General features: G+C 40.8%; 19 protein-coding genes and 2 pseudogenes. 7 read left to right on the top strand and 14 right to left on the bottom strand.

What is annotated here, in order from left to right; translation table 11 throughout:
- Positions 1-65: 65 nt before the first annotated feature.
- On the top strand, positions 66-992 hold the full coding sequence (locus tag F907_RS03105; protein ID WP_016653059.1) for a hypothetical protein: 927 nt from the start codon (positions 66-68) through the stop codon (positions 990-992).
- A 2-nt stretch (positions 993-994) separates the two neighbouring features.
- Here the strand turns inward: F907_RS03105 and F907_RS03100 are convergent, their stop codons facing one another.
- On the bottom strand, positions 995-1,891 hold the full coding sequence (locus F907_RS03100) for a hypothetical protein (RefSeq protein ID WP_032862376.1): 897 nt from the start codon (positions 1,889-1,891) through the stop codon (positions 995-997).
- Positions 1,892-2,019: 128 nt separating this feature from the next.
- Between F907_RS03100 and F907_RS03095 the strand changes: the two genes are divergently transcribed.
- The gene (locus tag F907_RS03095) at positions 2,020-2,295 is read left to right on the top strand and encodes a pyocin activator PrtN family protein (protein WP_005277137.1); all 276 of its coding nucleotides are present in this window, start codon (positions 2,020-2,022) and stop codon (positions 2,293-2,295) included.
- Here F907_RS03095 and F907_RS03090 read toward each other — a convergent pair.
- The gene (locus tag F907_RS03090) at positions 2,279-3,421 is read right to left on the bottom strand and encodes a site-specific integrase (RefSeq protein ID WP_016653061.1); all 1,143 of its coding nucleotides are present in this window, start codon (positions 3,419-3,421) and stop codon (positions 2,279-2,281) included. The two genes, F907_RS03095 and F907_RS03090, sit on opposite strands and share 17 nt — an antisense overlap.
- Positions 3,422-3,555: 134 nt before the next feature.
- Here F907_RS03090 and dusA point away from each other — a divergent pair, with 134 nt between their 5' ends.
- Positions 3,556-4,572 carry a tRNA dihydrouridine(20/20a) synthase DusA gene (gene dusA, locus F907_RS03085; RefSeq protein ID WP_016653062.1) on the top strand — a complete coding sequence of 339 codons (1,017 nt, stop codon included), beginning with the start codon at positions 3,556-3,558 and terminating at the stop codon, positions 4,570-4,572.
- Positions 4,573-4,749: 177 nt separating this feature from the next.
- Here the strand turns inward: dusA and F907_RS03080 are convergent, their stop codons facing one another.
- Complete coding sequence (locus F907_RS03080) at positions 4,750-5,223, bottom strand: copper resistance protein NlpE N-terminal domain-containing protein (protein ID WP_016653063.1); 474 nt, start codon at positions 5,221-5,223, stop codon at positions 4,750-4,752.
- Positions 5,224-5,894: 671 nt separating this feature from the next.
- On the opposite strand from F907_RS03080, the gene F907_RS03075 reads away from it, so the two are divergent.
- The gene (locus tag F907_RS03075) at positions 5,895-6,374 is read left to right on the top strand and encodes a CHAP domain-containing protein (protein ID WP_005277147.1); all 480 of its coding nucleotides are present in this window, start codon (positions 5,895-5,897) and stop codon (positions 6,372-6,374) included.
- Positions 6,375-6,390: 16 nt separating this feature from the next.
- On the opposite strand, the gene F907_RS03070 is transcribed toward F907_RS03075, so the two are convergent.
- From F907_RS03070 to F907_RS0118170, 8 genes and pseudogenes are all read right to left on the bottom strand, one after another.
- Entirely contained in the window at positions 6,391-7,155 is a 765-nt protein-coding gene (locus tag F907_RS03070; RefSeq protein WP_016653064.1) for a tRNA threonylcarbamoyladenosine dehydratase, read from the bottom strand.
- Between the two features lie 62 nt (positions 7,156-7,217).
- Positions 7,218-8,405 (bottom strand): MFS transporter, encoded by a 1,188-nt coding sequence (locus tag F907_RS03065; RefSeq protein ID WP_016653065.1) that lies wholly within the window; start codon positions 8,403-8,405, stop codon positions 7,218-7,220.
- 113 nt (positions 8,406-8,518) lie between these two features.
- Entirely contained in the window at positions 8,519-11,263 is a 2,745-nt protein-coding gene (gene acnA, locus F907_RS03060) for an aconitate hydratase AcnA (protein WP_016653066.1), read from the bottom strand.
- A gap of 126 nt (positions 11,264-11,389) precedes the next feature.
- Positions 11,390-12,205 (bottom strand): TatD family hydrolase, encoded by an 816-nt coding sequence (locus tag F907_RS03055; RefSeq protein ID WP_016653067.1) that lies wholly within the window; start codon positions 12,203-12,205, stop codon positions 11,390-11,392.
- Entirely contained in the window at positions 12,205-13,119 is a 915-nt protein-coding gene (locus F907_RS03050; protein ID WP_005277165.1) for an RsiV family protein, read from the bottom strand. The genes F907_RS03055 and F907_RS03050 overlap by 1 nt, the downstream gene beginning before the upstream one ends.
- Before the next feature lie 108 nt (positions 13,120-13,227).
- Positions 13,228-14,052 (bottom strand): hypothetical protein, encoded by an 825-nt coding sequence (locus F907_RS03045; protein ID WP_016653068.1) that lies wholly within the window; start codon positions 14,050-14,052, stop codon positions 13,228-13,230.
- A 69-nt stretch (positions 14,053-14,121) separates the two neighbouring features.
- On the bottom strand, positions 14,122-15,711 hold the full coding sequence (locus F907_RS03040) for a peptide chain release factor 3 (protein WP_005206934.1): 1,590 nt from the start codon (positions 15,709-15,711) through the stop codon (positions 14,122-14,124).
- A gap of 296 nt (positions 15,712-16,007) precedes the next feature.
- Positions 16,008-16,181 (bottom strand): annotated as a pseudogene (locus tag F907_RS0118170) (DDE-type integrase/transposase/recombinase); the annotation flags it as partial.
- On the opposite strand from F907_RS0118170, the pseudogene F907_RS03035 reads away from it, so the two are divergent.
- A pseudogene (locus F907_RS03035) lies at positions 16,167-16,346 on the top strand (hypothetical protein); the annotation flags it as partial. The pseudogenes F907_RS0118170 and F907_RS03035 overlap by 15 nt on opposite strands.
- A 412-nt stretch (positions 16,347-16,758) precedes the next feature.
- Here F907_RS03035 and F907_RS03030 read toward each other — a convergent pair.
- Both F907_RS03030 and F907_RS03025 read right to left on the bottom strand, forming a co-directional pair.
- Positions 16,759-17,397: a glutathione S-transferase family protein gene (locus tag F907_RS03030; protein ID WP_005206931.1), complete on the bottom strand. Its 639-nt coding sequence runs from the start codon at positions 17,395-17,397 to the stop codon at positions 16,759-16,761.
- 16 nt (positions 17,398-17,413) lie between these two features.
- Complete coding sequence (locus F907_RS03025; RefSeq protein ID WP_005206929.1) at positions 17,414-18,433, bottom strand: NADP-dependent oxidoreductase; 1,020 nt, start codon at positions 18,431-18,433, stop codon at positions 17,414-17,416.
- Between the two features lie 143 nt (positions 18,434-18,576).
- Between F907_RS03025 and F907_RS03020 the strand changes: the two genes are divergently transcribed.
- The gene (locus F907_RS03020; RefSeq protein ID WP_005093648.1) at positions 18,577-19,185 is read left to right on the top strand and encodes a TetR/AcrR family transcriptional regulator; all 609 of its coding nucleotides are present in this window, start codon (positions 18,577-18,579) and stop codon (positions 19,183-19,185) included.
- A 104-nt stretch (positions 19,186-19,289) separates the two neighbouring features.
- On the top strand, positions 19,290-19,520 hold the full coding sequence (locus tag F907_RS03015) for a hypothetical protein (RefSeq protein WP_005206927.1): 231 nt from the start codon (positions 19,290-19,292) through the stop codon (positions 19,518-19,520).
- 83 nt (positions 19,521-19,603) lie between these two features.
- Here the strand turns inward: F907_RS03015 and F907_RS03010 are convergent, their stop codons facing one another.
- Positions 19,604-20,731, bottom strand: coding sequence for an alkene reductase (locus F907_RS03010; protein WP_005206923.1), 1,128 nt, complete (start codon positions 20,729-20,731; stop codon positions 19,604-19,606).
- Positions 20,732-20,883 lie beyond the last annotated feature (152 nt).

A 20,883-nucleotide genomic window follows, 5' to 3' on the forward strand; every position in this document is an offset into this window, starting at 1 on the left:
GTTAACATTAACTTGCTAATAAGTTAACATTATTCCTGTTATTAATTTCATAAGAAATGCTCATCATGACAAGACCATACGAACATTTTGAAAATTGGATGAAGAAAGACAGTAAAGCTAAGGAAGATTTCATCCAAAAAAATAAAGATGCATGGAGCAAATTAATCCCAAAACAATTTACAGTGTCTATATCCCAACCCCAAATCCTATTCGGTTATGATCAAGAACAAGCCATACTTTCAACAAAAGAATTTGTCGCCGCATCTAAAGATTTCTATGAAACCATTCGTAAAAAATTTAGGGAGCACAAGCACCAAACCTCTAAACAGCACAAAAGCCGTATTCAGGCAAGAATAAGTAAAAGCTCAACATCCAAGCTTGAACAAATCAAAAAAAAGCTTGAACATAGCAGTGCTTCAGGGACACTTGAACATGTCATTAATAGTTTTGATGAAGACAAATTAAAGCAACAAATTCAAATTAATAAATTACAAGAACAAATTCAAAAACTGCGAGATTTTGAAGCATATCTAAATAGTAAGCACAAATTAGAGCTTGAGACAGCACATGCACTCAATCAGAAAATTCAGGATTACTTATTCAGCCAATGGGTTTCAACCCAGCAAAAATTGGAAGTCCTAGAAAACCAATTTCCGAATGAAGATGACCTTGACCAAATTTATGCTTCTCAAAGTGACGAAGAAAAGGAGAACTCTCGCAGGATAATAAAATCAAATTTACAATCTGATTTTAATAACAACCTTCTCCGCATAAAAGCGACACAGGAACTCAAATCAGAAACCACAAATCCCCTTCATACAACTCTTGCGCCTATTTCCGAAAACGATTACCCACTTATTTATCCACGACCTTCAGGATTTACTAAACAAGGGGAAATCATTCATGATGGCATAGAGGAAAAAACTGATAACAAACAGAGAGCTGTGCCAAAGTACCTTACAAACCCAATAAAACCATTCACCAACAAATAAGCTTAAATTGAATTCAATATTTCCTTCAATATTTCAGGTTGATTCCTTAACTCATGAATAATGGTTTCAGCAATGTATCCACCACTGTAAGGCATTTTATACCCAAATTTTTCCATTTCTTTAGATGGATATTTTGCCTTGAGTACCTGATTCAAATTTTTTAGCTCCATCTGTAATTTTTCTATTTTTTTAGCTGCTGAAGCAGTAGTTATTTTTCTAGGTATACCTTCTAGCTCGGCAAGATCTTGCTTCATTGACAGCTTACGCCACTCTAGTTTATCGAGCATTTCTTGCTTAAGCACGAGTTCAGACTTAACCCACTGAATATCGTATTCCTCAAAAGCTTTGACCAGATCAACAAGCACAAAATTAACAGCTTGATTCAGGTTATCCCATTTACCACGACGTGCCACTTGTTCCCGTAAAATACGATATATAATTTCACGTCTTGGGTATAAATGCTTGTCGTAACGAGCTTTGACTGCAAGCGTTGCTTTTGCACTTCTAGCAAGTATTTCATTCTGGATAATTTCTAATCTACCTAAAACTTGCACATAGGCGATTAAAATATTTGAATATTGTCTTTTAAATATTTTGGCAGGTAAGATGTCCACATCAGCTCTTAACTGACTAATCTGTATTAAAAGTTCAGCGAGCTGAGATGGTTTGAAGGGAATATTCAAATCAGCCCCCATCATTTCAGCAAAAGAAATTCTCTCCTCATTTACTGAAAAATCATTCTGCTGCATTCTTTTTATGATTTTTTCTTTTTTATCTATGCATGATTGATTCTCCGTTGCAGTTGATTCATCATCCAACTCACACTTATAGTAGTAGCAAAAGTTTAACCATATATCCTGTTCAAGCAGCTCTACGTTTGATAATTTTTTATTATTCACAAGTTATTAAATTACAGATAATTAGATAGCATAATACTACTATATTTTTAGATAAGAGTACCGCTCTATTTTTTAAATTCCATTAAATTTACAGTGAGCACATCAGCCTAAATAATAGGAATCAATTCATGAATAGTGCTCTACAACTTTCCACATCCGACTACTTATTTATGCGCTATCGCAGTACGACAGTAAAACTAGATGACGTAGTCAAGGATTATTACCCTCATCTCAGCAAATTAAAAATGTTAGAAAAAGCAAGAAATCAGGATTTCCCATTTTCTTGCTTCCGACTAGATAAAAGCCAAAAAGCTCCATACTTTGTTCATGTAAAAGATTTAGCCAATGTCCTAGACCAACAGTATAAATATGCTGTTCAAGATCATGTTACTCTTCACCAATGAGGGGTAACACTTCATCTAGCTCTATTGTCTTTTTCCTTTTTTTCACTGATACATATCTTTCCAGACTCCCCCATGAATCATGTAGACTCACTTGCTGAATTTGAGGAATTGTAAAACCTTGTTCAGCAAGACGGGTACAACCCTCATGCCTTAAATCATGAAAACGTAAATCTTCGATTCCTAAGATTTTACAAGCATTTCTAAATTCCCCACCAATTGTTTTAGGACTTAGAGGAATAAGCAAATCCTTATCATATCCTCGATTCAACATACGTTTTCGCGTACTCTTCACTTGTAAAAGTTCAATCATTTTTCGGCAAGGTTCTAAGACATTAAATTCTTTATGATTCCCCTTAGAACCATTCGGATTTTTTAAATCCCGTACTTTCCACACTTCATTATCCTCGTCGTAATCAGCCAATAGCATTTCAGTAATTTCTGACTCACGACGACACGAAAATATTGCAAACCACATAATCAAATGCATGGGATAGCTGTAAACAGGCTTTTGCCATTTTCGATAAAAGTATTCTGTCAGTTTTTTTAACTCTGCCGTTGTAGGCAAGCGATCACGCTTACCACTTGAAGATATTTGTCGAGTCTTGCGTAATTGTGCCGTTGCTTTATCAAAGCCCGCCAAATCAACATTTACATCCCACATCGCATGAGCGTGAGATAATACACCGCGAATATGCAGTAACTCATGTTGTAACGTACTAGTCGCTATTGGCTTTAAATCCAACTTGGCATAACCAGCCTTACGTAAAGCGACATGTTCTGAAATATCGGCTGGCTTAATTTTTGTGATAATATATTGCGCTATTGGAAATTTCTGGATGAGGCGAAGACAATAGGTTTTTGTACGACCATATTCATTGCCAACTTCATCAAGATATTTGTCTATGGCATTAGCTAAAGTGATATTCGTCACATCCGATCTGCCTAACAAAATATCTGGATTTTCTTCGATTTCCTCTTCACGCATTGCAAGCCACTTTTGAGCTAATCGCATAGAACTAAACGTCTTACTTTCCTTGAAATTTGCAAACCCTTTACGGCTTATTCTAATTTCAGCTCGAAAGCGTATGGTTCCATCGGCTAATTTACGCTGTGAAATTGTACCCATAATTTACGCCTTAATGTTTTCTTAGGGCTATAATGGCGTAATTTGGCGTAAATATCAAAAATAATAGTGCGAAATGAGGCGTAAAAAATCGAAATAGATTAAAATCAGCAACACTGTAAAGGTATGTTTTTAATATGATTACTGAAAAAACCATTAATAACACTAAAGAACCTCGCATCAGTGTTGCACCCATGATGGATTGGACCACCAAGGACTATCGCTTCTTTGCCCGTCTATTTAATCCCAATGTAGTGCTCTATACCGAAATGGTGACCACAGGTGCGATTATTTATGGCGGAGCAAACCGTCATCTTGACTTCAATCAGCAAGAACAGCCAATTGTGTTGCAACTCGGTGGCTCAAATCCACAAGAACTAGCGACCTGTACCAAAATGGCGGAAGACTGGGGTTATAACGAAGTCAATTTAAATGTCGGTTGCCCAAGTGACCGCGTTCAGAACAATAAGATTGGTGCCTGCTTGATGGCCGAACCCAATCTGGTGGCTGAATGTATTCACAGCATGCAAAAAGCAGTGTCGATTCCTGTCACAGTGAAACACCGCATCGGGATTGATGACATGCACTCATATGAAGAGATGCTGCATTTTGTCGATACGGTTGCTGCAACAGGCTGTACTCACTTTATTGTGCATGCACGTATTGCCATCTTGCAGGGCCTATCTCCAAAAGAGAACCGTGAAGTTCCACCTTTACGCTATGAAGATGTCTATCGTCTTAAACAAGAACGTCCGCATCTTACTATTGAGATTAACGGCGGTATTAAAACCTTTGAAGAAACACAGCAACATTTACAGCATGTCGATGGGGTAATGATTGGTCGCGAGGCCTACCATAACCCGTATTTATTGGCGGAGATGGGGCAGCTCTGGAATCTGCAAGCACCTGATCGTTTTGAGATCATGCAGCAAATGATGCCTTATATTCAGCAGCGTGTGGCCGAAGGCGCACCTTTGTCGATTATTACCCGTCATATTTTGGGCTTATTCCAAAATCTGCCGGGCGCACGTAAATGGCGTCAGGCCCTCAGCGGTGGCAATGCTAAAACCATCGCCGATATTGAACATGCCATTCAGAATATTCAGGCTGCAATGCAACGCACCGAAGATTATTTAAAAGAGCATCAACACTAAGCTGATACGCTAAGCATAACGTTTTTGCATTGGGACATAGCGCAAGCCGCTATGTTGCATCAGCGTTGAACTTACTATAAATCCGAACTTCTCATCCCTTGAGCTTAACAACTCGCCTAACCGTTATGCTCAAGCATGATTTCACAATTCTATCTTTCAGAAACAACCCAAGTTGATTTAAGCTTTTTTATCTAACTGAAACTCTTCATAAGAAGCAAAAGGCATCTGCGTTTTTGTATCAATAATTTCAGTTAGTTCATCACCTAACATAATCATATTCCGAGCAGGGACACCTTGTAGCTGAATCTTTAACTGGTCATTATCCAGAAACTGAAATCGTCCTGCATAAATTTTAGCTGGGCTATTCTCATTATTATTGCTTTGTTCCAATACAAAGGTTTGATCTGCATTAATTTTAAGATCAATTCCTGTACCCAAACAGCCATCACAACTCGTCACGCATGTCGCACATGGAACTACACCCGAATAATGCCCGACCCATGCCTTGAGCTCAGGATGATTGACTGATTGTTGCTTATTGGAGTGTACATCTGGTGCTTGTGCATTACTTTGATTTTTTGCCTCATTCGACTGTGAACATCCCAAACTGATACTGGCAAAAACAAAGGAAGTCAGCAATGTCTTTTTCATATACGATTTCCCTCAAACTCAATATTTACAATTCATTGCAGCTTCAACACTACGCGGCGCATCACTATACGTTCAGGAATGCGACCAAAGCAAGTGCTTCAATACACATGTTCGCCAAAGGCGATATTTTTAGATTTGATGTAAAAAACACTACGACTCAATGGTTCTGTTTTTTATTCAAAATGAGGTGATTTATATTGAAGTGTTCACACTCAAGCATCGCAATATTGAATTGAATATTTTAAAGATGCTTGTATTCAAAGCAGAATCTTTGGTAGATGGCTGAATGAGTTGCACGATCTGATCGAAATCAGAAAACTTTTCTGGATGGATGATTTCAAGTCACCTTTTAAATATTTCTATAATAAACATTGGCTTGAAACAAAACCACCAGCAAGCCAAATTTGATCAACCACATCAAATTGCCTAATTTTTAAGCAAAAATGAAATATAATCTTACAAATCATTTTATTGAAACTAATCAGCCAACAAATTACTGATAATGAAAAAGATTCTTAACTGGTGTTTTTAGCTAAGTGAACGATCCAATAGTCCAATTGTTATATTATTACGTTACATTTGAGCTTTTTTAAGATTTATCGCTTACTATGAGCGCCGTAACAAATTCTGGCACACGTTCAGTTGTTTTGAAAATGCGGTAGAGATTCACAATGATTTATGATGTACCTTCAGTCGATCACAGTATGATTCACCCACCCACGCAACAGGTGGTTATTCCTTATCGAGAAATGCCGAAGCCTGCATTAGTGCCAGCAATTGATGTGAATAAATTCTCTCAAAAACTGGCGAAACGTGCTTCTTATCGCAGCTCATCACAATGCGCTAAATTCGTTAGAATTGCCTTGCAATCTGCGGGCGCCAATATTGATCAGCACCCTGTTGCGGCATCTGACTGGGGTCGTACCCTACAGCAGATTGGCTATCAACAAATTACACCTGAATTTAATAACCCTCAGCCAGGTGACATTTATATTATCCATCGCACTAAAAAACATCGCTATGGACATATCGCAGGCTTTACAGGTTCACAATGGGTTTCAGATTTTAAACAAACCAGTTATGACGTCTATAAAGACCCAAATGTGACTTATACCTATTACCGCTTAGCGCCGCAATATCCGCAAGCCTAATACATGACATGGCAATTTAAGCCCTGATTTTATCCAGTTTCTTTAAGACTTCGGCCACCGCGACCATAGCAAAGCTTGAAGTCACCACGACTGCCGAGCCATAACCACCGCAACGCAATCCAGCACTCGGACACACCTCTACACTGGAAAATGGATTGTCGATCGAATAAACACACGTAATACCAAACTTCTCTTTGGGCTTTTTGCAAATCCCTTTAGAACGCAGCTGTGTTCTTAACTTTGCCAACATTGGGTCTTGTTCGGTCTTGGATAAATCTGCAACCCGAATCTTCAACGGATCGAGTTTGCCCCCTGCTCCCCCTGACACAATCAATGGAATCTTGTTAAAGCGGCAATGCAGCATCAAAGCAAGCTTGGCTTTGACGTCATCAATACAATCTAAAACAATGCTTGGAACAGGATTTAAAATCTCTTTGACATTCTCTGGCGTCAGATAATCATCAATCACATTCACTTTCATTCTTGGATTGATCTGGCGGCAACGCTCCGCCATCACTTCAATTTTTTCTTGTCCTAGCGTCGAGCTCATGGCTGGAAGTTGACGGTTGATATTGGAAGCAGCGACCACATCCATATCGACTAAAGTCAACTCACCAATGCCTGTGCGTGCCAGTGCTTCAACCGCCCAACTGCCCACACCGCCAATGCCAATGACCATGACATGACTGCGTTCATAATGCGAAAAGGCATTGTCTCCATAAATTTTGGCAACACCAGCAAAACGGCGGTCATATTCATCATCTACAGGCACATCAGTCATAACAGCGGCGATCTATATCTTTCAATCAAAGTGCTATTTTAACGTGTTTAATATGTTTTAGGTTAAGAAGATGAGATTTTGCCTATGAATCGATGATGGCGGCTTAAAACAATCAATGCGATAAAAATAACCGCACTCAGCAATAAAGCTAGCAGATTGGCATTCGTCCAGCCAACCTTTGTCAAAATCGGTGCCGGCAAAAAAGCACCCAAGGTTGCAAATAAAGCAATCAGGGTTTCATTGATTCCTTGTACGCGATGCTTTTGTTGTTCGTTTAATCCTGCCAGTAAAGTAGATGCGCCTGAATAAGCAAAGTTCCAGCCTATCCCCAGAACAATCAAAGCTACATTAATATACACCCCCGCTTGTCCCAGCATTGGAATCAAAGAAGACAGCATCAAGAGAACAAAACCAATATAAATGGTGTTATGTGCTCCCCAGCGCTGAATCAGTTTAGATACGAAGAATGACGGGAGAAACATCGCTAAGACATGTAACTGAATCGAGATCGAAGCATAGTGAAACGAATGATGTTCCTTTAGGTGTAAGGAAGACATAATCATCATTACATTCATCACATAGTATGCAAATGCCCCACTGATCACCGCAGCCATAATCAGATTGACGGGTAATTTAGCGCGCTGTACAGGCTCAGTCTTAACTTGCTGCGTTTGCTGTAATTTAAATTTCTGATTCCAGATATACAGAATTGGAGATAACAACACAGCCAATATACTGAAAATTAAATAGATCGCAGTAAAATCAGGTAATCCTTGTACCTGCTGAAACTGAATCGCCAACGTCGGTGCAATAACCGCAGCAATCACCCCGCCCGAAATCACCATGGCTGTGGCCTTGGGAATCAGCTCGACAGCCAGACGATCAGAAGCAGCAAAGCGATAAAAATTTACAGTTGAGATAAATAAACCCAGAGAAAAATGGCTTAGACATAATAGATAAAACTGTTGCTGCTGTAAGGCCAGATAACCGAGAACACCCGCCAAGAACAGACAGACACAACCAAACTGGAAGACCAAATGTCGACCTAACTTTTTCATCAAAAATGAAAAAATAAAGGTGGTCAGTAACATCGCTAAAAACTGCAAACCATAAGGGACTGTGGCGAGTGCCTGAGTAGGCGCTAACTTTAATCCAACAATTGCAGCCACGGTCACTGACAAAACTGCTGCAATTAAATTAAAGGCCTGTGCAGCCAAAAGATAATAAACATAGCGAGGTAATTGATTCAAAGCCTTTATCCAATTTAATCAAGCCTGATTACCTTAACGCTGAATGCTTGAAATTCAAACAAAAAAAGATGAAAGACCAGCTTTCATCTTTGATTGAGAAGGTGTTCTAAGAATTATGCAGCAATTAGATTGCGTAGCACATAATGCAAAATGCCACCTGCTTTAAAGTATTCCACCTCATTCAAGGTATCAATACGACATAACACTTTAAACTGGTCTTGACTGCCATCTTCTCGTAGTACCTGAACATCCAGCGTCTGATGTGGCTGAATATCATCAGATAGCCCATGAATCGAAAGCACTTCACGCCCAGTCAGATTTAAGGATTGACGGGTTTGACCATCCACAAACTGTAAGGGCAATACCCCCATACCAACCAGATTCGAACGATGAATCCGTTCAAAACTTTCGGCAATGACGGCTTTGATGCCCAATAAATTGGTGCCTTTTGCCGCCCAGTCCCGTGACGAGCCCGTACCATACTCCTTACCCGCAATAATCACCAACGGCGTTTGCTGTTGCTGGTAAAGCATGGATGCATCGTAAATCGCCAGCTTTTCACCTGTTGGGATGAAGATGGTATTGCCACCCTCTTCACCATCCAGCATTTCATTCTTGATGCGGATATTGGCAAACGTCCCTCGCATCATCACTTCATGATTACCGCGTCGAGAACCATAAGAGTTGAAGTCTTTGGGTTCGACCCCTTGCTGCTGTAGATAGCGCCCAGCGGGACTGTCTTTCTTGATGTTTCCTGCTGGAGAGATATGATCGGTGGTGACCGAATCTCCCAATACCGCCAAGATTCGTGCCTGCTCGATATTGGTAATCGCTTGCGGTGGCTGATTAATCTCTTCAAAAAACGGCGGGTGACGAATATAGGTCGAGTTGTCTTGCCATGCATAAGTCTGGCTTTGCGGAATCTGGATCGCCTGCCAAGTTGCATCTCCATCAAACACCGCTGCATATTCCTTATGGAACATGTCGGTATTGACCTTCTGCAAGACTTGATCAATTTCAAGCTGGCTTGGCCAAATGTCTTTCAAATAGATATCTTGCCCTGTTTGATCTTGTCCGATCGGCTGGGTGGTTAAATCGGTCCGAATATTCCCTGCCAGACCATAGGCCACCACAAGCGGTGGTGAAGCCAACCAGTTGGTTTTCACTAAAGGATGAACACGCCCTTCAAAGTTACGGTTGCCTGAAAGTACCGAAGCCACATTCAGATCATGACACTGAATCGCTTCTTCAATCGGCTCAGGTAAAGGTCCAGAGTTACCAATACAGGTGGTACAACCATAACCGACCAAGTTATAACCCAACTCATCTAGGTACGGCGTTAAACCTGCTGCTGCCAGATAATCAGTCACCACTTTGGAACCTGGCGCCAGTGAGCTTTTCACCCAAGGTTTACGTTGCAAGCCTTTTTCAATGGCTTTTTTGGCCAGCAGCCCCGCCGCCAACATCACACTTGGATTCGAGGTATTGGTACATGAGGTAATCGCGGAAATCACCACATCGCCGTCATTTAGGGGATAAGATTTTCCATCGATGGTACAAGAAGGTTGTTCATGCGCTAAATTGGCTTTTTGTGCACCGCCCCCACCTTCATTTTCCAAGCGCTCCTTCGCTTCTTTGGCGGGTTTAAGATTCAGTTCCATCAACGCATTAAAGGTTTTCGGAACATCGCCCAACAAAACCCGATCTTGTGGACGCTTTGGTCCTGCCAGACTGGCTTGTACCGTACTCATATCCAAGCTGAGCGTATCGGTAAAAATTGGCTCATCACCGGTATGACGCCATAAGCCTTGCTCTTTACTATAAGCTTCGACCAAATCGATACGGTCTTGTTTGCGTCCCGTCAATGCCAAATAACCCAGCGTCACCTCATCAATCGGGAAGAACCCACAGGTCGCACCATATTCTGGAGCCATATTGGCAATGGTGGCACGATCGGCCAAAGGTAAATCAGCCAGACCATCGCCATAAAACTCAACAAATTTTCCCACCACGCCTTTTTGACGCAGCATCTGGGTAATGGTTAAAACCAAATCCGTGGCGGTAATGCCTTCCTTTAATTTTCCTGTCAGTTTAAAACCGATCACTTCTGGAATCAGCATCGATACAGGTTGCCCAAGCATTGCTGCCTCGGCCTCAATCCCTCCAACACCCCATCCCAATACGCCAAGACCATTGATCATAGTGGTATGTGAATCTGTCCCCACCAAGGTATCTGGAAAGGCAAAAACCTGACCTTCATCATCGCCCAACCAAACCGCTTGCGCCAAATATTCTAAATTGACTTGGTGGCAAATGCCGGTACCAGGTGGCACCACACTAAAATTATTAAAAGCAGATTGTCCCCAACGCAAGAATTGATAACGCTCACCATTGCGCTGCATTTCAATTTCAACATTTTCAGCAAAGGCATTGTCATCGGCAAAATGATCGACCATCACGGAGTGGTCAATCACCAAATCCACAGGAGATAAAGGGTTAATCAGGTTGGGATCACCACCTGCCTGTGCCATTGCCGCACGCATCGCCGCCAGATCCACCACTGCAGGAACGCCTGTAAAATCCTGCATCAGTACCCGTGCCGGTCGATATTGAATTTCTTGATCTGAACGTTTACTTTTCTGCCAATCGACCAGTGCTTGAATATGTTCTACTTTTACACTTTTTTGGTCTTCAAAACGGAGTAAATTTTCTAGCAAAACCTTTAAAGACTTCGGTAATCGTTCAATATTACCGAGTGTTTGAGCCGCTCGCGCCAAGCTAAAGATTTGATATGAGGTCGAACCGACGCTGAGTGTTTGTAATGCATTGAAACTATTGATTTTGCTATATCTGGCCATAAGGTTGCCCTCCCAGTATTGGCTGATGTGATTATTATCAAATTGTTCTTTTAATGTACCCCTGTTTAGAAAAGCATGTGTTCCCTTTTAGTATCTTATTTTTAACAAGATTATTTGCTTATTCTCTTAAAATTTAAGTTGTAGCGCTGCCAATGAATTGTGCCAGAGTTGTGTCGCAAGCTGAAGCTTAGGCTGGTCAAGGGTCTGGGCCAAACTCTCCAGAACATAAGGTAAATTAACTGGGGTATTGCGGGTACGATGCTCGGTCGAAGTTTGGCAACACAACGGGGTCATATCCGGACAATCGGTTTCGATCACCAAGTTTTCACTGCCGATGGCTTGTACCACTTGATGCAGTTTTTTAGCATTCGGATTGGTAATTTGTCCTGTCACCCCGATTTTAAAGCCCAGTTTCACCAAGGCTTTAGCCTCTTCTACGCCACCACTAAAGGCATGAGCGATACCCCCTAATTTGAATTTTTGGGCTTTTAAAATCGCAATGCTTTCCGCATGTGCTTTACGGATATGTAAGAGCACCGGTTTTTGATATTGTGTTGCCAATGCCAATTGTTCAATAAAATAATGCTGCTGCTTGGCAAATCGTTCGGGCTGTTTATGCTGTTTTAAAAAGGTATCCAGCCCAATTTCACCCACTGCCACACAATCATGCTGCTGTAACACGTGCTCAAGTCGCTGTAAATGTTCGGTTTGGTGTTGCTCAATATAGAACGGATGTAAACCCGGGGCCAGATAAGATCGCGGCACATTTTCCCAAGCGAGTAATTGTTGATGAGTCTGAATCAATTCATCAAATCGTGATTCCAGAAAACCAATTAACACCAAAGCTTCGACCCCCACCCGTTTTGCTTGTTCAGCCAGATGTTGCCGATCATGATCGAAATCGGCAACATCAAAATGGGTATGGGTATCAAACAGTTGCATTAGCTTTGACTTGGCGTACTTGCAGCGGGTGTAGAGGCTGCTGGCGGATCAATTTTTGGTAAATATTCAGGTTTTAACACGCCTTGTAACTCACTGAATGGAATCACCAACCGAGGCAAACCAACCACATACGGGCCAATCTCATATTCACCATATTGTAAAATCAGGCCTTGTTCGCCCAAGAGGAAATTATCGGTAACTTGAAATGGCCATGCCTGTTCATATTCCTTCGGATCTGTTGCCAGTTTGGAATCAACAATCCAGGTTTTAAAAGCTTCATGTGCCAATTTATCTAAGCTTGCTTTTTGCTTTGGTAATAACAAATCATGCAGTTTAATCTGTTTTTGACTCACCAGATCAAAGTTGTAATAGCGTTGTGAGGTCGCGCCATGTGCTCCCCCCAAGTAACTGCTGCTATTCAACACAACCGTCGCTAAAGTTCCTTTCGGTCGTAAAATCTTGGGCTTGATCATCAAGCTAATCTGATGACTACTACTGAGCGCCTTTAACTCTTCATCTATTTTCACAAAGGCATTGGCATAGGCTTGTGCCTGAGCATCTAGACTTGATTTGTCCTCGGCAGTTTTAGGTGTAGAAGCGGCAGACGTGTCCGCATCCACCACATCTAAAATCTTGCTCAGTTGCTCAAGAATTTGCTGATCCAGTAATTGATCAATAAACGGGAAATTACTTTGTAATCGTTCAACGGTAAAATCTGGACAGGTATTGCCTTTGCACTCAGGTAAATTCACCTGCAACTTCACCGTTTCACCACGTAAAACGGGCTCGGCGGCTTGCTGTACTGCAGGAGGGTCTGTCGGTTTATCCTGTGATTCTTTCGGCTCTGATTTCGGCTGGCAAGCGGCAAGCAAAATTGCACAAGCAAGAACGCTATATTTAAAAATTGTTTTCATTTAAAACCTATCAGCATTGTTATTACACAGGATTTTTAAATGCTATCGAACTTATCGTAAAACCGCTACCAGCACATGCAATTTCTATACGAAACTCAAGCAAGTAAATCAAAACATTTTTTGATAAATTTCAGGTTGCAGCATCTGTTTGCTTTGTTCAGTGGTGAGGTAGATATCCAGTTGAGGTGCATCTTTACTGATCTCATTGGCTCGGTAGTGTAATCCAATCCCTTCACCATCAAAGAACCAATCTGCCTGCCCCCAATACAGTTTTTTCGCGACTTGCTTTTTGACCTCTGGCGATTGCTTCTGTACCCATGTTTGATAGTGGGTTTGAATAATCTGGTTTAAAGCATTTTGCTGATTTTTCTGAATCACATCCAGAACACTGACGCTTTTTTGCAATTTACGATCTGCCACAAAGAAATAGAAGCGATCTTTCACCGCAATATCTTCTTGTTGCGTATCTACCCCCACTTGCAACAACACATATTGATTACGCTGTGAGGCAATACGCGTGTTGAGATGAAGCTCATAAGCTTTATTCTTAGAGTATTTGTCTTGCCATTCATCTGACTTCTTCACATAGGCATTCACGGCTTGCTGTAAGGTTAAATTCTTGTTCTGCTCGATTTGTTGTTGAATCACATTGGCTTGATTTTTGGCAATCCATGCATTGAGCCAGTCATCTTGAGTTTTGATGGTTTGAATATCGACATCAATACAGTTCTTCTTTTCACAAAATGGCAAGGCATAATCGGCCTTGGCTTCTTTCATATTTAAGTAAGGGAGAACATCTGCTTTTTCGACCGATGACGCCGCCTGTTTGCTTTCGGCGGTATCGGCCTTATTTTTATCTGGATGATCACATGCGGTTAAAGCCATCATTCCAATCAAGACACTGACAGCAAAAAGTGGTTTTAAAGCATTCATTTCATCATCCTTTATTTTTAGATCGTTCAATTAAAAACAGCCTCTAATTAGAAGCTGTTTTTGTATATTTTAGTGTTCTCGTGTGTTACGGAATTGAATATCTGGCCAGCGCTCTTGCATCAACTGCAAGTTTACACGGCTAGGCGCCAAATAAGTTAAGTGACCACCACCATCGACAGAAAGTTGGTCATGTGCCTTTTTCTTAAATTCATTCAGAATCTTGTCATCGTCACAATGCACCCAGCGAACAGTATGCACACTGACTGGCTCGTAAATACAGTCAACCTTATATTCTTCTTTGAGGCGGTATGCGACCACATCAAACTGTAGTACCCCGACCGCGCCGACAATCAGGTCATTACTGATTTGTGGCATAAATACCTGTGTTGCACCTTCTTCAGATAATTCTTTCAAGCCTTTTTGCAATTGCTTTGATTTCAAAGGATCTTTCAAACGGACACGACGGAACATTTCTGGTGCGAAGTGTGGAATCCCTGTGAAATGCAGATCTTCACCACTGGTAAAGGTATCTCCAATCTGGATGGTCCCGTGGTTATGCAAACCAATGATATCACCCGGCCAAGCTTCTTCCAGATGCTCACGCTCACCTGCAAGGAAGGTTAATGCATCACTGATACGCACATCTTTACCGATACGTACATGATTCATTTTCAAGCCTTTTTCATATTTACCTGAGCAAATACGCATAAAGGCAATACGGTCACGATGCTTTGGATCCATATTGGCTTGAATCTTGAAGACAAAGCCTGTAAAGCCTTCTTCATTGGCTTCAACAATACGTTCTTGTGTTGGATGTGCTTTCGGCTCTGGCGCCCAGTTGATAAAGGTATCCAAAACATGATCCACCGCAAAGTTACCTAACGCCGTACCAAACAATACTGGGGTTTGTTTACCTTGCAAGAAAAGCTCACGGTCGAGTGGCTCATTGGCCATTTGTACCAATTCAAGTGATTCTTCAAATGAAGACCACGCCAACTCACCGACTTTTTCACGAATATCGGCATGGTCATAGCCATCACGTACTTCGATATCGGTAATGGTTGAACCAAAACCAGCTTTATAAACATAAAGTTTATTTTCAAGCAGGTTATACACACCGGCAAAGTCACGTCCCATTCCCAACGGCCATGTAATCGGTACACAACGGATGTTCAAGACATTTTCAATTTCGTCGAGTAACTCTAAAGGCTCACGGATTTCACGGTCCATTTTGTTGACAAATGAAATGATCGGCGTGTCGCGCATACGACACACTTCCATCAATTTAATGGTACGTTCTTCGACACCTTTTGCCCCATCGATCACCATCAAGGCGGAGTCAACGGCTGTCAGGGTACGATAGGTATCTTCCGAGAAGTCTTCATGTCCCGGAGTATCGAGTAAGTTAATGGTGTGCTTTTTATAAGGGAACTGCATCACCGACGTGGTAATCGAGATGCCACGTTCTTTTTCCATTTCCATCCAGTCTGATGTTGCTGAACGGTCAGACTTACGGCTTTTAACCATCCCCGCAACCTGAATCGCCTTCCCCCATAACAACAGTTTTTCTGTCATGGTAGTCTTACCCGCATCGGGGTGGGAAATGATGGCAAAGGTTCTACGAGCCTTTACTTCTCTAGCTAATTCATCTTTAAACATAAGAAAAATCTACAATATGTACACAGTTATGTACACATTTCTAAATATGTACTAAAACTGAAAAAGTGGGAATTCAAAATTGGCGTAATTGTAGCAGATTTAGAGTTGTATAGGCATAGGTGGAAATCCAGTGGCTTTTTTTTGGGGGGGGGAAACACCTAGTTTTATAAACTCAATTTATCTCTTTGCTTCGGACTTTTCGGCTTATCGGGAATTGATGTTTGCTGGATTAACAGGACACTCTTACTTAGGAGATTCTAGGCAGGCAACTTGTAAAAGTCCTCTGCCATTTGATTTGGTGCATTATTGTAGCAATCGCCTTTTTTACTCATCGAAGCCTGAAATCCATATTTTTCAATCATATTGCGATATTCATGGCTGCAATATTGGCTTCCTCTGTCCGAGTGAACGATTAATTTTCGAGATGGTTTATGATTGCCAACAGCCATGCTGAGAGCAGGGGTAATCAATTAAAAGACTCCATCAATCTTGGAGAATATTCTCCAGAGCTTGATGATAATGGTATTTATATTTTACCTGCTTCAGGTGAGTATGAAATTAGAGTATTACAACCTAGATCACAGGCAAGAAAAGATAAAAAACCTCAATACTGGATGAATATTAACATTAAATAAAGACTTGCTAGATTCTTTTAAGCTTTTATACAAGAGTTCAAAAACTATTGCCAGTTAAACGGGGCCTGATTTTTACGTATATGTGTTTATGTTAGTAAAATGATGTAGTTTACTTGTTTAAGACCCCGAGGAATAATTTAATCTTGCTGTGCGTTAGCCACGTTTCTTTCTTTCAAAAGTTGATTATATCTTTCAACGTAACCGTCACGATATTCAAGCTCTTTTGATAGGAATTTACAGTGGAAGAACAGGCGCAACTTGTCTTAAATAATGGTAATTCCTTATCTTTAAAATAGAGAACGCCCGATGAAATTCATTAGGCGTTTACTTAAATATGTGTCAGCTTATTTTATAACTAGCTGTACTTGACAATCACGATTCTTTTTCTCAATTGCCTTAAAAATCAATCTTGCTATTTTTGACTTTTCACACCATTTTGTTCAATTTGTACTGCGGCTTGCCAGCTAGGTAGTTGGCTTAAACCTGCTACATAACGTTGGATATGGGGATAATTTTCACCTTGTCCCATATGATAAACTAAAGCATGTAGTCCAAAGCCCATCATAAAGTCAGCACCGGTTAAACGGTCTGCCACTAGAAACTCTTTATCTTTTAAATATTCATTTAAATAGCTAAATACTTTATCGAACTCAACTTGGGTATAATTTTCTAGAAATACCAACTTCGTACCCTGCTTGGTTTCAATCGCATTAAACGTTTTTAATAAAAATGGCAGCATGGCAGAGCTTTCTGAGAAATGAATCCACTGTAGATAATCGACATAGGTAGGTTCATCCATATCAGGTCCTAAATGCGGCGCAAGTTTCTGAATTAATAACTCAACGATTGCGCCTGACTCTGCAATAACTTTGCCATCCCATTCCAATACTGGAGATTTCCCTAAAGGATGGATGGTTTTTAAAGAGTCAGGGGCCAAATGCGTGTTTGAGTCACGATAATAGCGTTTCAGCTCATAAGGCTGCTTGATTTCTTCAAGTAACCACAAAATGCGAAAAGAACGTGATTGATCTAAATGATGTAGTGTAATCATGATAATTCCTATTTTTTTAAATTTTTACAACGACTTTGCCAAAGTTTTCGCCTTTCAACATACCATTGAAAGCATTGATCGTGTTATCTAAACCTTGCACCATATGCTCTTTATATTTGATTTTTCCGTCTTTCAACCATTCAGACATTTGCTGATAGAATTCCGGATACTGACTGCCATAATCATCAAAAATAATAAAGCCTTGCATGCGAATACGTTTTTTTAAAAGGGTAGAAATAAAGCCCGGTAAACGGTCTGGCCCTTGTGCTTGCTCGGTAGCGTTATACTGGGAAACCACACCACACACCGGTACACGTGCCGCAGAGTTAAGCAATGGCCATACAGCATCAAACACTTTACCCCCCACATTCTCATAATAAATATCAATACCGTTGGGAGCTGCTTGTTGTAATTGTTCTGCAAAATTTTCATCATGATGATTGATACAAGCATTGAAGCCGAGTTCTTCTACTGCATAACGACATTTTTCAGCCCCACCTGCGACGCCAACCACGCGACAACCTTTAAGTTTGCCAATCTGTCCAACCGTAGCACCAACAGGTCCTGTTGCAGCTGCAACGACCAAAGTTTCACCAGCTTTAGGCTGGCCAATGTCCAACAACCCCATATAAGCAGTAAATCCTGGCATTCCCAAAATACCCAATGCCCAAGATGGATGTTCAGGTTGCATACCTAAGCTTTGACAGGCAGACCCATTAGAAATTGCGTAGCTCTGCCAGCCATTTCCGGAAAGAACCCACTCGCCTTCTTTAAATTTTGGGTTTTTAGAGGCCACCACTTGACTGACTGTTCCACCGACCATCACTTCGCCAATTTCAACCGGTGCTGCATATGAAGGAGCATCACTCATGCGACCACGCATATAAGGATCGAGTGACAAGTAAATGGTCTTTAACAATATCTCGCCTTGTTTAAGTTCATTGAGCTCAATTTGCTCAATACGAAAATCGCTGTGTTTTGGCTCACCCACTGGCCGTTTAGCTAAAACGATGCGTTGATTAATAACTGTTTTCACAAATATAACTCCATGTTTTATTTAGAAGTATTTCTCTTCACAATCAAAAATTATGATTAAAATTTCTTTACAACCATTGTAGATGAGTTATACTAAAAAACAATACGACTGGTCTATTTTTTACAATAGAGTAAATAATTAATATGAAGCCTAATCCTATTAAAAAGTCTGAAGCGAAACGCTTACACATTCTTAACACTAGTTCAGACCTGATTTTGCATAAAGGTTTTACCGGTGTAGGATTACAGGAAATTTTACAGAGCTGTGAGATCCCCAAAGGCTCGTTTTATCATTATTTCCAATCCAAGGAAGCTTTCGGATGTGAATTGGTACAGCATTATGTAGACAATTACCAAGTCCGTTTAAATGATGTATGGCGTAGCGATAAATCCCCTTATCAAAAGCTGATTGAGTATTTTAATTTATGGATAGAAGATCCTGAAACACAGTGTGGTTGGGCGGATAGCTGTTTAATTGTGAAACTTGCCGCAGAAGTTGCCGATCTATCTGAAGATATGCGCTCCATTATGTCCGCTGGCGTCGATGATGTAATCGAACGTATTGCTGGTTTAATTGATTTGGGAAAACAGGATCAGTCTATCCAAGCAGATACTGAGGCCTCGACGTTGGCACAAGTACTTTACCAAATGTGGTTAGGTGCAGCATTACTGAGTAAGTTGCAAAAAGATAAAACACCATTACATCAAGCTCTGAGAGCAACTAAATTTCTATTAAAAAGTGAAGATTCATAAAAATTAGATTAAATATCAATTACATAATTAATGACAGCAGCCCAATAATTACTTATTAATGTGTTGCTATTAGATCAATTTACAATCCATGAGTATAGCGCACAATGAATTCTCCTTCTAAAGCCCTCATGACTCGTATTTTAGTCGGATATTTAGGCTTATATCCCACACTATTACTGGTACTCACTTTATTAAAGCCAATTACTCAGCATCAAAGTTTCCCGATGATGGTGTTGATTGAAGTCATAGTATTAGTGCCAGTAACGCAACTGATTTCTTTCCCACTGGCAGGTTGGCTCATTACACAGCTAAAAAATTTTAAGAGCCTGTTTTAAGAAGAAATTGTGCTGGCAACAGCAATCCTAAGTCGTTATTTTGCCAACCACAAAGGTTGGCAAAATAACTCATTAAGTCAATATTAATCTGCGTAAGCTGGATAATCAATATAGCCTTTTTCCGTCCCACCATACATAGTGCTTGCATCTACTGCATTCAATGGCCAGCCATTGGCGATGCGATCGGGTAAATCTGGATTCGCAATAAATGGGCGTCCAAATGCAATTAAATCGGCCAGCCCTGCCTCTAAAATTCGAGTCCCTCTTTCTGCCGTATATCGACCTGCATAAATAATCCGACCACTGAAAGTGTCTCTGACATCTTTACGAAAATCATGAGGAAGTTCTGGTGCATTATCCCAATCAGCTTCTGCAATCGATAAATAGGCAATCCCAACTTCTTCAAGTATTTTTATGGCTTCAATATAAGTCACATGTGGATCATCTTCAACCAACCCCATGTAAACACGATCTTCCTCTGTACTTTCAAATAGCGGGGCAAAACGCACTCCTAAACGATCTGCACCAACCACCTCAGCAACTGCCTGTACTACTTCACGTAAAAAACGCAAACGATTGTTTAGTGATCCCCCATATTCATCTTCACGGTGGTTACTATGTGCAGAGATAAATTGATTTACCAAATAACCATTTGCACAATGAATTTCAACCCCATCAAAACCAGCAGCCAAGGCATTGCGTGCTGCTTGAGCATAGAGTTGCACTAATTCTTTAACCTCTGCATTGCTTAAAGCACGTGGCATGGAAGGATCAGCCAAGGCCCCCGCATTGGGCCCGGTCTCAATAAAGACTTTAACATTACTATCAGCCCCAATAGCCGAAGGCGCGACCGGTGATGCATGATTGGGTTGCAAAGATGTATGTGAAACACGCCCAACATGCCAAAGTTGTGCAAAAATAATGCCTCCTTTAGCATGCACTGCTTCCGTCACTTTACGCCATCCAGCAATCTGTTCAGGACTGTAAATACCGGGAGTCCAAGCATAGCCTTGACCACGTGGCTCGATTTGCGTACCTTCGGTGACCATAAATCCTGCCCCGGTACGCTGTTGATAATAGGTTGCCATCAATTCATTTGGAATATTCCCTGGCTGAGTACTGCGCGACCGCGTTAATGGTGGCAATACAATACGGTTTTGCAAAACATAAGGGCCTAAGTTTAAGTTTTGAAAAAGTTTGCTGGCTTTCATTTCATTGTATCCAAGTAATCATGACTAAATTGATCTAAATTAAAAAAATACCCTTCCTTCCTGTATATAGAAAATTAAAGGAAGGAAAGCTATTCACTCAGGCCCTTCACCATTAAGGGAGGGTTATTTTGCTTATTGCGTCAGTTGCTCAG

The sequence above is a fragment of the Acinetobacter colistiniresistens genome (assembly GCF_000413935.1).
GTDB classification, from domain to species: domain Bacteria; phylum Pseudomonadota; class Gammaproteobacteria; order Pseudomonadales; family Moraxellaceae; genus Acinetobacter; species Acinetobacter colistiniresistens.